At 70.0% G+C, this 12,373-nt stretch carries 11 protein-coding genes and 1 pseudogene; 4 read left to right on the top strand and 8 right to left on the bottom strand.

What is annotated here, in order from left to right; translation table 11 throughout:
- Positions 1 to 796: 796 nt before the first annotated feature.
- The gene (locus AB0H12_RS41950; protein ID WP_499631280.1) at positions 797 to 1,051 is read right to left on the bottom strand and encodes a hypothetical protein; all 255 of its coding nucleotides are present in this window, start codon (positions 1,049 to 1,051) and stop codon (positions 797 to 799) included.
- An 89-nt stretch (positions 1,052 to 1,140) separates the two neighbouring features.
- Between AB0H12_RS41950 and AB0H12_RS41945 the strand changes: the two genes are divergently transcribed.
- From AB0H12_RS41945 to AB0H12_RS41935, 3 genes are all read left to right on the top strand, one after another.
- Positions 1,141 to 1,584 carry a response regulator gene (locus AB0H12_RS41945; RefSeq protein ID WP_499631286.1) on the top strand — a complete coding sequence of 148 codons (444 nt, stop codon included), beginning with the start codon at positions 1,141 to 1,143 and terminating at the stop codon, positions 1,582 to 1,584.
- Between the two features lie 490 nt (positions 1,585 to 2,074).
- Entirely contained in the window at positions 2,075 to 3,289 is a 1,215-nt protein-coding gene (locus AB0H12_RS41940) for a PP2C family protein-serine/threonine phosphatase (RefSeq protein WP_499631277.1), read from the top strand.
- 246 nt (positions 3,290 to 3,535) lie between these two features.
- Positions 3,536 to 4,063: an ATP-binding protein gene (locus AB0H12_RS41935; protein WP_499631274.1), complete on the top strand. Its 528-nt coding sequence runs from the start codon at positions 3,536 to 3,538 to the stop codon at positions 4,061 to 4,063.
- 1,005 nt (positions 4,064 to 5,068) lie between these two features.
- Here the strand turns inward: AB0H12_RS41935 and AB0H12_RS41930 are convergent.
- A pseudogene (locus AB0H12_RS41930) lies at positions 5,069 to 5,426 on the bottom strand (MerR family transcriptional regulator).
- Positions 5,427 to 6,876: 1,450 nt separating this feature from the next.
- On the bottom strand, positions 6,877 to 7,074 hold the full coding sequence (locus AB0H12_RS41925; RefSeq protein ID WP_499631272.1) for an ATP-binding protein: 198 nt from the start codon (positions 7,072 to 7,074) through the stop codon (positions 6,877 to 6,879).
- 291 nt (positions 7,075 to 7,365) lie between these two features.
- On the opposite strand from AB0H12_RS41925, the gene AB0H12_RS41920 reads away from it, so the two are divergent.
- Complete coding sequence (locus AB0H12_RS41920; protein WP_499631269.1) at positions 7,366 to 7,866, top strand: ATP-binding protein; 501 nt, start codon at positions 7,366 to 7,368, stop codon at positions 7,864 to 7,866.
- A 328-nt stretch (positions 7,867 to 8,194) separates the two neighbouring features.
- Here the strand turns inward: AB0H12_RS41920 and AB0H12_RS41915 are convergent, their stop codons facing one another.
- The 5 genes from AB0H12_RS41915 to AB0H12_RS41895 form a co-directional block, all read right to left on the bottom strand.
- Positions 8,195 to 8,440 (bottom strand): hypothetical protein, encoded by a 246-nt coding sequence (locus tag AB0H12_RS41915; protein WP_499631267.1) that lies wholly within the window; start codon positions 8,438 to 8,440, stop codon positions 8,195 to 8,197.
- Positions 8,441 to 8,730: 290 nt separating this feature from the next.
- The gene (locus tag AB0H12_RS41910) at positions 8,731 to 8,853 is read right to left on the bottom strand and encodes a hypothetical protein (RefSeq protein ID WP_499631264.1); all 123 of its coding nucleotides are present in this window, start codon (positions 8,851 to 8,853) and stop codon (positions 8,731 to 8,733) included.
- Between the two features lie 205 nt (positions 8,854 to 9,058).
- Positions 9,059 to 10,705 carry a family 20 glycosylhydrolase gene (locus AB0H12_RS41905; RefSeq protein WP_499631261.1) on the bottom strand — a complete coding sequence of 549 codons (1,647 nt, stop codon included), beginning with the start codon at positions 10,703 to 10,705 and terminating at the stop codon, positions 9,059 to 9,061.
- Positions 10,702 to 11,466: an ATP-binding cassette domain-containing protein gene (locus AB0H12_RS41900; RefSeq protein WP_499631258.1), complete on the bottom strand. Its 765-nt coding sequence runs from the start codon at positions 11,464 to 11,466 to the stop codon at positions 10,702 to 10,704. The genes AB0H12_RS41905 and AB0H12_RS41900 overlap by 4 nt, the downstream gene beginning before the upstream one ends.
- A 112-nt stretch (positions 11,467 to 11,578) precedes the next feature.
- Entirely contained in the window at positions 11,579 to 12,346 is a 768-nt protein-coding gene (locus AB0H12_RS41895) for an ABC transporter ATP-binding protein (RefSeq protein ID WP_499631255.1), read from the bottom strand.
- Positions 12,347 to 12,373 lie beyond the last annotated feature (27 nt).

Raw genomic sequence — 12,373 nt, 5'->3', positions numbered from 1 at the left:
TTTCCGGCCACCACCTTTATCTACACGCTTAATCCAACACTCTTCCCCTACCCGACCCTCTTCCTTTGTGCGTGGTTGGTGCCCCGGGCGCTGGGCCCGGGTGCCCGGGCGGCTGCGAGGTCCCTCGCAGCCGCCGGCAGTTCGTGGCGCAGGTCCGATCGGTCCCGTTCCGGTCCCACTCCTTGCGCGCCGTGGCACGCCCGAGGGCACCCGCTTTCACCAAGATCGTGAAACAACGCATCGGTCGGCGTCGGCGTGGAACGTCGACCAGTTGCGGCTCACCGGGCCGATGTGACCGACGAGGAAAGGTCGCAGCAGGTGCAAGCGGTGTCGGGTGTCCACCAGGTGGAGGCTGTCGCCTCCACGCCCGGCTCGCAGTAGATCATGGTCCGCGTCGGCGCGACCGTGCTGGTGGGTCGCCTACGGCTCGCCCGAGTCAGACATGATTCGTTCAAGACATGAATCCGATCGAGGAACTCGGACGCGGATCGGACCCTCAAAGCCTTACGCGGACTGCCCACCGATCTCCGCGTTCGTGCGGCCGGTCGTCCCCCAGGGATGCCGCGTCGTCCTGAGGTCCGGTTCGGGCGTGGTGCGAACCGGGACGGGTCGCTGCCTCGCGTCCCGGTCCGCACCACGCGATCCAGACCGGCTCCGCGGGCTGTCTGCTCAACCGCACGCACAGGTCTGGTTTCGGAACCCCCAGAACGTGGTTCCCGCCACGCCTCGCGCAAGCGCGGCGATCCTGGTCTACCCGTCACCGGAACGTGCTACACACCTTCGACAACCGTCCGAGTCAGGGCCGGGGTGATCGACGGGAACGTTTCCCATTGGCCACCGACGCCGACGTCCAGGCCCACACCGCAGTGGAGTTGACTGAGCCGCCCTCGACCGCGACGCGCACCTGCCCGTCGGTGACGAGCACGTGCAGTCGCGCCAGCGTCACGGTGTGGTCGTAGGCGTTGGCGACCAGTTCGTTGACCACCATCACCACGTCGTCGAGCAGATCGGCGCCCAGCAGTGGGAGCACCTCGGCCGTCCAGCGGCGCACCTCGCCCAGCGTCGGACGCCCGGCCAGGTCCACGGCGAGGTGCCGGCAGCCCCGGGCTCGACGATTAGAGTCATCGCGTGAGCAACGCGATGGGGTCCTCGGGATTCGACCACGAAGCGGTGCTGGACGTGCTGCTGGTGGAGGACGACCTGGGTGATGCGCTCGTGGTCACCGAAGCCCTGGCTGACAGCCCGGTGCGGCTACACACGGTGCGTGACGGCGACGAGGCGCTGGCCTTCCTGCTGCGCACCGGCGACCACGGCGACGCCCCCAGACCGGGCCTGGTCCTGCTCGACCTCAACCTGCCCCGCCTCGACGGCCGCGAGATCCTCGCCCAGGTCAAGGCCGACGAGGCGTTGCGCTCGATCCCGGTGGTGGTGCTGACCTCCTCGCAGGCCGAGACCGACGTGACGGCCAGCTACAGCGCCCACGCCAACGCCTATATCACCAAGCCGCTCGACGCCGAGGGCCTGGCCGCCGTCATGCGGCAGGTCAGCGAGTTCTTCGGCACCGTGGTCCGTCGGCCCGGCTGACCGCGCGGACCCGATCAAGCGACAGGAGCGCACACGGCCACTGGCACCGGCATGGGTGACGAACAGCGGGTCAAGACCGCATGCGTCCTCGCGGTGACCAGGGCGCCGTCGAAGGGGCCGCTCCGATGAGCGCCACCACCGCGAGGTCCGGCGCCGGAGTGCGTCGTTGTGCCGTCGAGGTCGCCGAGACCGACGGCGGCGACAGGGTGCTGAGGGTGACCGGCGGGGTGCTCCACCCGATGGTGGGCGAAGTGCTGGAGGCTCCTTTCGGATACTGGACGCCGACGCGCCCTCCACGTGCCGACCACGCCGGTCGTGCGACGCGAGGTGGCCGTGCCGGGCGTGCTCGACGTCGTACCGCTCGCCCCGCCCTCAGCACGTTTACCGTCGACTGCGCCATCGGCGGGCGAGCGCCGCGCCGGAGAGCTGCGTGCCGCGTCCGGACGATGTGCTTTGTGGTTGAGTGGACTTCTGGTCGTCGGAGGTTGCAGTGAGCGGTGAGGTGTTGAAACCGGGTGATGTGCTGGCGGCAGCCGAAAGCGCACCACCGGCGGATTCGGTCGAGGTGGTCGCGCGTGACCTGGCGAAGCGGGTCGGGGCCTTCGACGTGTCGTTCCTGCTGGTCGACCTCGTCGACGAGCACCTGGTGCGGCTGACCTCGACGGCGCAGGACCCCGGCGAGTCGGGTGCGGCGCACGTCCACCTGCGGGACAGCGCCTACGAAGAGGTGCTGCGCACCCAGCGGCCGTGGCAGGAGCGGGACGGCGACGAGGTGCGCGTGGTGCTGCCGGTGACCAACCGCGGCGACTGCGTCGGCGTGCTGGAGGTGACCGTGCCCTCCTTCGACGACGAGGTGCTGGCGCAGCTGGCCGAGGCGGCCCACGCGCTGGCCTACGTCATCGTCGCCGACCGCCGCTTCACCGACATCTACCACTCCAGCCGACGCACCACCCCGATGAGCCTGGCCGCCGAGATCCAGCACCAACTGCTGCCGACGGCGTCGTGCTGCGAGGCCGCTCAGTTCACCGTCGCCGGCGCCCTGGTGCCCGCCGACGACATCGGCGGCGACACCTACGACTACACCCTCGACCGCGACACCCTGCACCTGTCGATGACCGACGCCGTCGGCCACGACGTCGCCTCGGCGCTGACCGCGACCCTGCTGGTCGGTGCGCTGCGCGGGGCCCGCCGGGCCGGTCATGACCTGGCCGGGCAGGCGCGACGAGCCAACCAGGCACTGCTGGAGCACGGCCGGGGATCGCTGGCGACCGGGCTGCTGCTGCGTCTGGATCTGCAACGGGGACGGTCCGAGCTGGTCAACGCCGGCCATCCCGCGCCGCTGCTGCTGCGCGACGGTGTGGCGCGACCGGTCGAGCTGGAGATCGACCTGCTCTTCGGCGTACTGCCGCACCACCGGTACCGGGTGCAGCGGCTCGACCTGCGCCCCGGCGACCGGCTGGTGCTGATCACCGACGGCATGTTCGAACGCGACGCCGCCGCCGTCGACCTGCCCGCGCTGCTCCGCGACACCGCCGGGCTGCATGCCAGGGAGGTGGTGCGGGCGGTCACCAGAGCGGTGCGCCACGCCTGCGGCGACCACCTCCAGGACGACGCCACCGTGCTCTGCCTGGACTGGCACGGAACCAACCGCACCGAACGCCACGCCGACAACGGCGCCGACATGGATACCGCCTCACCTGCTTGACGTCCGCGCGATCGAGCAAGGCCGCCAAGCCCCCATCAACCTCCAAGGAGTGACATCGAGACGACCCGCTCGCGCCTCGACCCTCGTCCTCGCCGTCGGCGCTTTCCCGGAACCCGTCGACGACGCAGGATGGACACGGTGGTCCACAACCGGCTGCGAATACCGGTTCACGTGACACCCGAATCGGTAGTAATCCGAATGGGCTAACCGCGCATGGGTTACACAGGTTTCGGGCAACCCTATCCGGTGAACAACGCCCGCTCGAAACCCGAACACCTCACCGCGGGAGACACTCAAGCCACGGATGGTGCGACCGGATCGCGTGAAGCGACGACGATCCCGCACGACGAGCGCGACGCGGACGGGCACGCCGACGCGGGCTGGACCACCGGCCAGGTGGCGGTGGACACCACGGTGCACTGCGACGACCTCGCCACCGTGCGCAACCGAATCGCCGAAGTACTGCACAGGTGTGACGACGCCTTCATCCTGGACGTGCAGCTGGTGGCCACGGAGCTGGCGTCCAACGCCTGCGACCACGCCGACCACCCCCGGCACCTGCTGCTGCGCCGGGAAGTTCACCCCGACCGCGGACCCGAACTCGTCGTCGAGGCCCGCGACGCCACCCCCGACCGCACACCGGTCGTCGGCTCCTCCAGCATCAGCCCTGAACGGGGCAACGGCATGAAGATGGTCGAGACGATCTGCAACGACTGGGGGGTCCGCCACGAAGACCACAGCAAAGTCGTCTGGGGCCGCATCCCCATCCCCTGACCGATTCCACACCTCCCGTGCCCCGCGCACCTGCCAGTTCCCCGAAGCAGCCGCACACCGGTCGACCAGGACACACCCGAACCGCCGCCCTTCCATCGCCGTCGAGATGACCAGGCAGGCGACAGGCCGGTCGTGCGGTACAGGTTCGCGGAAGAACGCCTCGACGACGGTAAGCACCCGCTCCTCGTCAGCCAGTTCCGCGGCGCCGAACCGATGGCCGCCATAACCGCTGAGCTTGAGCTCGCGATCCCCGCACATGACCCTGGCGAGACGTCCGGATCCGCTCGCCCGTCGGGGGCGTGGTGGTGCTTACCGTCGATCTCCAGCACCACCCGCCGCCCGTGGGACAGCAGAAGCAGGAAGCCAAGCGGAACGCTGTCCGACAACCACACCGCGATCCAGGCCGCCACAGCTGCCCGTTCTGTCAGGTCGTCCCACGACATCGATCAAGCAGGGACCACAGTGGCCGATCAGCACGGTGTGCGTCGAAGTGCGCTGAAGTGCGCCGGTGTTCTCGACTGCGCCTCGTCTCAGGTCCGCTGCGGGCCGTCACCGATGTCGTGACCTGCGGCGACCAGGCTCGGGAAGGCGTACACGGTCGTGCCGTGAGCGCTGATGTGCGTTCGGACCAGGTCGGCGAGCTGGTTGACCAGGAGCCGCCCACGACCGCCCCTCGCCCCGGCGCGGACGCAGCGAACGGCTTGCTGGTGGACATGTCCACCGCTCCGCCTGGGACGGGCACCCGTCAGCCGCTGTGGGCGGACAGCGACCGGTCACTACGGGGTAGGTGTTCGGGTGCAGGCACGCGACCTGCGCGAACGCCCACTCCTCCACGTCCAGGGCCGGCGTAGCCGCATGCCGCCGAGAGGCGGACGCGGTGTTCCGGTGGCCGGTGCCGGTGCCGGCGACGGGATTCGGGACGTCGAGGGGGCGGTCGGCACGATTCGCCCCGTCGCCCTGCCGGAAGTTGCCCGGTGGGCGGTCGACGCCCCGGCCCTGCCTGCCTCACCCGCCACGCAGTGGCGGGTAGTCCTGTCGCAGTGGTGGCGAGAGCTTCTGGTTGAACCCGCGTGCTTCCCGGAGCTGGTCCTCCAGGGTGACGATGCGGCACGGCGGCGTCCAGTCCGGTGCCCTGGTCGACGAGTTCCCGGACGCGGGCGGCGATGCGCAACTGGTGTCGGGAGTAGCGGCGGTGCCCGCCCGGGGAACGTCGGGGCCGGATCAGCTTCGCCTCGTCCAGCCTGCGCAGGAATCCCGGCGTGGTGCCGAGCATCTCGGCGGCGCCGCCCATCGTGTAGGCGGGGTAGTGGTCGTCGTCGAACTTGTCGGCCGCAGGTTGCGGCTCGACCGTCTCTGGGGTCATCGCACCTCCGCGCGCGAAGAGGGGCCCGGCGCCATCTCGGCGCCGGGCCCCTGGGGTTACGGGTTCACTTCCACCAACCGGCCCTGGGACCGGTTCGTCATGTCCGCGCCATCCGCACGAACTCCGGACAACGCGGGGATCGCTTGTACGTGACCGGAAACCACCTTCCAATCGATCTGGAGTGCGGTACCCGCCCGGACGACTTCACTCCGAGGCAGGCGATCCGATGGCGTGCAACCCTTCCCTTCTCCGTCGATCCTTACCTTGCCTGTACTGCTTCGACCGTCGGCACCGGACTCTTCGAACACTCCGGCTCACCTCACCGACCGCCTGCGGCCACCGTGCCGGAACCCCTTCCACTGATCGGCTCCAGCGCGCCTGACCGACGCTGCTTCCACTGCTGGCTGTCGGCCCGGGGTCGTGCGAACTGCTGTCGAGCGCATTGCGGTTGTGCTCCCGGTACTACCTGTGCCGACTGCCCTTGGCTTCGCCCGCAGGATCTTCTACCACTGGTCCCGGCCGGCGAGGCCGTACTGCTTCCAACTCGCGGGTAGTTCGTCCTCTCCCGCGCCGACAGGACGTTCTCTTCTGTTCGACAAGGAGAACACTACACACACCGACGTGCGAATGTCTACTCCAGCGATCACAGATTTCCTCGAGCAGGTGGCCCATATACGCTTACCTGCGGCGATGCGCGATCCGCAGGGCCGGCCGCATGCTCCCCGGCCACCAAGACCACCGCTGTCCCGGCTGACATGGAGTCGAACCGACCTTCGGGTGATGTCCGAGCGGTCCTCTCCCAGGAGCGTCAGTGCCATCCGAACGGCGAAGCTCCGAGACAGGGCAGACTCATGCGGGAGTTCCTGCTCGACGGCCTGGAGTGGGGTCTACCGGCTCTGCTACGCGGCCTCCGGCGACGTCGCCGCCATCCCCGCTCTTGAGACGTAGCACCGATCAAGAAGCAGCCGGAATCCGACAAGTTCGGAATCGCGCGAGCCGGACCGCTCGGGCACGGCACCCCAACGAGCGCCGCGACGACGCCTGACCAGCGTGCAAGTCGGCCCCGAGTTGGCGAAGTCCGAGCCGGGCCGTGGTGAACATCGCCAGGCGAAGGGCGGCGGCCACATCGCGGCCGTGCGCGAACCCTCTGGTCGACCGTGTGGAGCACATCCCCGTGGCAGACCGCCGGTCCGGGGAACTCGACATGACCTACAAGGCCTTCCGGAACAACTACCAGGCCTCGTTACCGGACCGTCCAGCCACAAGACCAAAGCCTCAGGGCTCGCATGCCACTGCACCTGCTCGCGTGCCCGACAAGGTCAAGGCGAGGCTCCACGCAGTCGCCGACGGCGGCAACTCCCCTCCACCAAAGCGCGCAGGACGTCGTCCGTGCCGCCACCGGTGATCACGCCCACCGATCGTCTCCGGCCGCGGTGTTCGCGCGGACGGCTCAGGCCAGTCGGACCTCGACCCAGACGGTTTTCCGGTCGTCGTCACGCCGATGTCCCCGGTTGACCGACAGCCGGTTGACCATGAGCAGACCGCGGCCGTGCTCGGGTGCGTCCAACCGGCCCAGGACCGGCAGCAGGCTCGGGCTGCCGTCGCCCACCTCGATCCGCACCAGATCGCGGTCGGCCAACCGGTACATCCGCCACCGCCGCGGTGCCCAGGCATGCCGGTAGGCGTTGTCGACCTACTGCGCGGCGACGACCTGGACGTCCACGAGCCGATCGCCACCGACACCGGCCCCATGCCGGCGACCAGTCCCATCAGGGCTGCTGTGGATGGGCGACTGTCGGACAGGTCGAGATCGACGCTCTTTCGCGGAAGATCGACAGTGTCCACTGCACGCCCTCAATGCCTGTGGCCTCACAGGCCACAGATACGGCACCTTGTACCCGCTGGTCATCACTGCGGCGATAGGTGCCTCGGGGTTGGTGTGGAGATCGGGGTCTTCGGGTACGTCGAGGCCATGGGTGCGGTCGAGCGGGTCGGCTCCAGGGCGCAGGACGACGGACGTGGGGGTGACCGCGGCCGGCTCGCGTTGAGCATGGACCTGCCGGCGTCGCGAATGCCGTCGCACGAGTTGCGGCAGTGGGTCCGGGCGGCGTTGTACCGCGAAGATCGGGACTGCGCAGAGAAGGTCTGGCTGGTCCTCGCGGAACTGGCGGCCAACGCCCACGACCACGGGCGGTCCCCGGTCGAGGTCAGGGTCTGGAGGTCGACGGCTTCGTCGGCGGTGCGGGTCGAGGTCGAGGACGCGTGCCGCGAGGTGCCCGTCCCGGGGTCCTCGCGGTGGGGCGGGACGCGCGGCTCCGGCCTGGTCCTGGTCGAGGGCTTGGCGCGCCGGTGGGGAGTCGACGTCCACCCGACGGGCAAAGTTGTGTGGGCCGAACTGGTCCGCCACGCCGCCGAAGCCGGGTCCGGCGCGGTGGGCTGACCAGCATCCCTTACACGCGGCCCGTCATCCGCGATCAACTTCCACTCGGCTCCCGGCCGTTCGCCGACCGTCCTCCACGCCTGCCGTCGAGCCGGGCCGCACCTCAGACGGCTCGCCCTGGGATGAACGTCGCTTACCCGCTGACGCCCCGAACATGATCAGGTCGCCCTGAACGGTGACGTCCCTTGCCCGTAGGACATTGCCCATGACGTTGTGCGCGGAATTGGAGACCACCTCACCGGTACCGGGACGAAAGGCGCCCTGGGCTTCCTGATCCGATGGTTCCGCCTTCTTGCGGCGCCGCGCTGCCAACTCCTGACCTCCTTTCTCAGCGGCGGAACGGACGTCGCGGGTCGCGCGGTGTCATGTGGTCGGAGGTGGTGAACCAGGCAGGTGGGGTGTAGTCGCCCATGCCGGTGCTGCGGTTCTGCTCGTCGTCGGGGTCTTCGATGCCGTCGCGGCCCGGGTCGAAAAGTTCGAGGATGTCGTGGTCCTTGAACAGCACGTCCGTGAGCAGCGTCCACCGCAGGTCGTTGTCGTACTCGGGCAGGTGGGCGAAGTCGGTGTCCCCCACAGCACCGCCGCCGTCCGCGGCGTCACGTGATCGGACGCGCGGTCGTCGCAGTCCGACACGTCGCATCCGCACACGAGGAACAGGGCGGCGAAGTCCGGCCACGACGGGACCGGGTGGTTCTGTTCGTCGACTTCCACGGCCTCGCACTCGGAGCCGGAGAACTCCACGCCCTCGATGTCGACCATCAGGTACGGATCGACCAACTCCACCAATGCGGCCCCGACATCGCCGTGCACCCTGTCCCGCTCCTCGGCACGCATCTCGTCGAGGGTCGACCCGCTGTCGTCGACTCAGCAGTCGGCCTCGTCGACGTGCCGCAACGCCGCCCGTTCCAACGCCGCGGGATCTGTCACCTCGACCACCACGGCCGCCGTTACCCGCAGCCTGCGCACGATCGTGTCGGTGCCGGTCATCCGGCCCAGATCAGGTCGGGTCCAGGCGGTTGGTGGAGCTTGAACGCCTGTGCGTGAATCAAGTGTCCCGAGTGCCACACGGGCCGCGCCGTTCCCGGAAGCGCCACCGCCAAGCCATCTCTGCCCGACCGCGATCGCGAAGACCACCCGTCGAGGTCGGCGACGCCGCCGTGCAAGGACTGTCCGGAGTGCACAACCACAGCCGTCAGTGGTGCCACCGACCACGGGCATCGGCTTGATCGTGGCTGCCCTGTTCCACTGCGCGGGCGTTCGCGACGGCCGCGCGGTAGGCGGCGTGGAATCCCAGGGCGCTCCACGCGCCGGCATGTGGGGCGAGGCGTGAACCGTGGTCAGGCCAGTCGGTGGCCTGCCGCGTCCAGGCCTTCTCCGCTGCTCCCGCGAGGCGCGGGAGCAGCAGGAACGCGAGGTCGTCGAACGAGTCGACCGTCTCGCACCAGATCGCCGCCTCGACGCCGGCGATCCGGGCGCCGGCAGCCGCGAGTTCAGGCAGGGTGCTCGGGTGCCAGGCGAACGCCTGCTCGGGGCTGCGCGCCACGTAGTCCCCGTGTCCCACGCGTCCCCTCCTCTGCTCAGCGCTCTCGTCGGCCGCGGCGTCCGCGTAGGGGCGGTCCAGGTACAGCATCGTGTTGGAGGACACCAGTACCGGAACGCCTGCTGCGGCTGCGGTCGGCACGTCTTGCGGGGCGAGGGCGAACAGCCCGGCGGCGTCGTCGATCACGGGGTGCAGCGCGGCCGGGGCCCGCGCCTTCAGCTGTTCCACGTCGAAGGGGTTGTCGGGGCCGATCCAGTACTGCAGCACGTCGTCACCGTCCAGGCAGTCCGCCCGGGCGGCTTCCTGCCAGGCGACGACGCGCTTGCCGCGGGAGCGGAGCAGTGCGTGCGCGTCCCGGACGAACCGCCGGTACGCCTGCACCGGCATGCCGAACGGCTCGTCGGCCCCCAGGTGCACGAACGGTCCCGGTGCCAGGTCGACGAGTTCGTGGAGCACGTCGCGGGTGAAGGCGACGGCCTCGGGGACGTCGGGGTCGAGGTAGCGCACGTACGGGTGTGCCGGTTCCGTGCCGCCGGCGAGTTCCGGGTAGGCCGTGAACGCCGCGATCACATGGCCGGGCACGTCGAACTCGGGGACCACCGTGACGTAGCGCTCCGCCGCGTACGCGATGATCCGGTCGAGGTCCGCCCGCGAGTAGAAGTCCGCGGTCGCGGTGGGGTGAGTGCCGGTGAGCCGGGGACGGCCGGTGACCTCCACCCGCCACGCCTGCGAGTCGGTGAGGTGCAGGTGCAGGACGTCGAGCTTGTACCAGGCGAGGAGGTCGACGACGCGGTAGACCTCCTCGGGCGGGAAGAAGTGGCGCACGACGTCGAGTGAGAGGCCGCGCCACGCGTAGGCAGGTCCGTCCTCGATCGTGACGCCGGGGACGGTCAGCGCGGGGTCGATGAGTTGGAGCAGGGTGGTGAGGCCGCGGAAGGCGGCTTCGTCACCTGTGGCCTCGACGAGCACGCCCTCAGGGCGGACCGTCAGTCGGTACCGCTCATCAGCGGGGGCCGCGCGGGGGTCGACCCCGTCCGGTCCCGGCAGGTGCGCCAGTCCCAGTGCGTCGGGATCGTCCACGACGACCACGACGTCGGCTCGCGGTTCCCCGCGCGGGACCACCCGGACGTCGAAGCCGTGCAGCCGTTGCGCCCAGGTCGCGAACCAGTCGGTCACGCGCTGGGCGAGGCCGCGCGGCACGGCCACGGTGACCGTTCCCGTGGGCGCGAGCGTGACGGGTGCCGCCCTGGTCACCTCGACGTGCGACGGGAGCGGCACGAGGGGGAGGTCCGGTGTCATGCGTTCTCCTCCGCCCGCCGCTGGTCCAGCGCGGCTCGCCGGGTCCGCTGTACCACGGGGTCGGCGACGGGGGCGGACAGCAGCAGTCGCTGGGTGTAGGGGTGCCGGGGCGCTGTGGTGACCTGTCCGGCGTCTCCCGACTCGACGATGTGACCGCGGTGGATGACGTTGACCCGGTGGCTCATGTAGCGCACCACGGACAGGTCGTGGGAGATGAACAGGTATGCGACCCCTGTCTGCTCCTGGAGGTCCAGCAGGAGGTCCAGCACCGTGCGCTGGGTGGTGAGGTCGAGCGCGGAGACCGGTTCGTCGCACACGATCAACTTGGGGCCGATGGCGAGCGCCCGGGCGATGGCAATGCGTTGGCGCTGCCCGCCGGAGAACTCACGGGGAAGCCGCTGGGCCGCGTCGGCCGGGAGGGCGACGCGGTCGAGGAGGTCGAGGACCCTGCGCCGAGCCTCCTGCCCCGGGATGCCTTGCGCGTGCAGCGGTTCGGCGAGCGTGTCGCCGACCGGGATGGACGGGTTCAGGGAGGCGAACGGGTCCTGGAAGATGACCTGCAGGTCGCGGCTGAGCCGGCGACGCCGTCGGTTGGTGGCGTGCTCGATGCGCTCGCCGAGGAACTCCACCGTCCCGTCGTGCACCGGGGCGAGGCCGAGGACGGCCCGCCCGATCGTCGTCTTGCCGGAGCCGGATTCGCCCACCAGACCCACGGTCTCGCCGGGGCGGATGTCGAGCGACACGCCGTGCAGGACCTCCACGCGCGGAGCGCGCCACCCCTGCCCGGGAAGGACACCCGTAGGTCGCGGACGTCGAGCACCCGCGGTCCGGGTGGCGTCACCGAGGTGGTCGGCGGCTCGGGTGACACGCTGCTCATGCCGGGACCTCCGTGCCGTCGTCGGCTCGGGGCGCGACCCAGGCGGGTCTGGCGGGCGCGTCGTCGAGCACAGCGTCGATCAGGGTTCGGGTGTACGGGTGACTCGGGTGCGCGAGGACCTGCTCGGTGCTGCCGGTTTCGACGATGCGACCGGCGTTCATGACCGCGACGCGGTCGCAGAGGTCCGCGACGACGCCGAGGTTGTGCGTCACCAGCAGCACGCCCAGGCCGCGCTCGGCTTGCAGGCGGCGGAGCAGTTCCAGCACCTCGGCCTGCACGGTGACGTCGAGCGCGGTGGTCGGCTCGTCGGCGATCAGGAGTCTGGGGTCGCAGCTCATCGCCCCGGCGATGAGCACCCGTTGTGCCATGCCCCCGGAGATCTGGTGCGGATAGGCGTGGAAGACCCGTCGGGGGTCGACGATCTCCACTTGGCGCAGCAGCTCCAGCGCGCGCTCGGCCGCGGCCTTGCGTGAGAGCCGCAGCCGCAGCCGCATCGGTTCCACGAGCTGGCTGCCGATGGTGAAGGCCGGGTCGAGGTTGGTCATGGGCTCCTGCGGCACGTAGGCGACCACGTCACCCCTCAGCGCGCGATACCCCTTCTCGGAGAGCCCGACCACTTCCGTTCCGGCGAGGAGGATGCTCCCCCGCGAGACACGACCGCCCTCGGGCAGGATGCCCAGCACCGAGAACGCCGTCTGCGACTTGCCGGAGCCGGACTGGCCGACCAGACCGACGACCTCGCCCTCGGAGACGTCGAGGTCCACTCCGTGCACCACGTCGACGGCCGACGC

It is taken from the genome of Actinosynnema sp. NPDC023794 (assembly GCF_040639675.1).
GTDB lineage: Bacteria > Actinomycetota > Actinomycetes > Mycobacteriales > Pseudonocardiaceae > Actinosynnema > Actinosynnema luteola.
This window is presented reverse-complemented; position numbering and strand designations above follow the sequence as displayed.

Coding starts and splice junctions, on each gene's coding strand:
- AB0H12_RS41905 (WP_499631261.1), bottom strand. CDS start 10,705: ATGACACCGGACCTCCCCCTCGTGCCGCTCCCGTCGCACGTCGAGGTG.
- AB0H12_RS41925 (WP_499631272.1), bottom strand. CDS start 7,074: ATGTACCGGTTGGCCGACCGCGATCTGGTGCGGATCGAGGTGGGCGAC.
- AB0H12_RS41910 (WP_499631264.1), bottom strand. CDS start 8,853: ATGACCGGCACCGACACGATCGTGCGCAGGCTGCGGGTAACGGCGGCC.
- AB0H12_RS41945 (WP_499631286.1), top strand. CDS start 1,141: ATGGGGTCCTCGGGATTCGACCACGAAGCGGTGCTGGACGTGCTGCTG.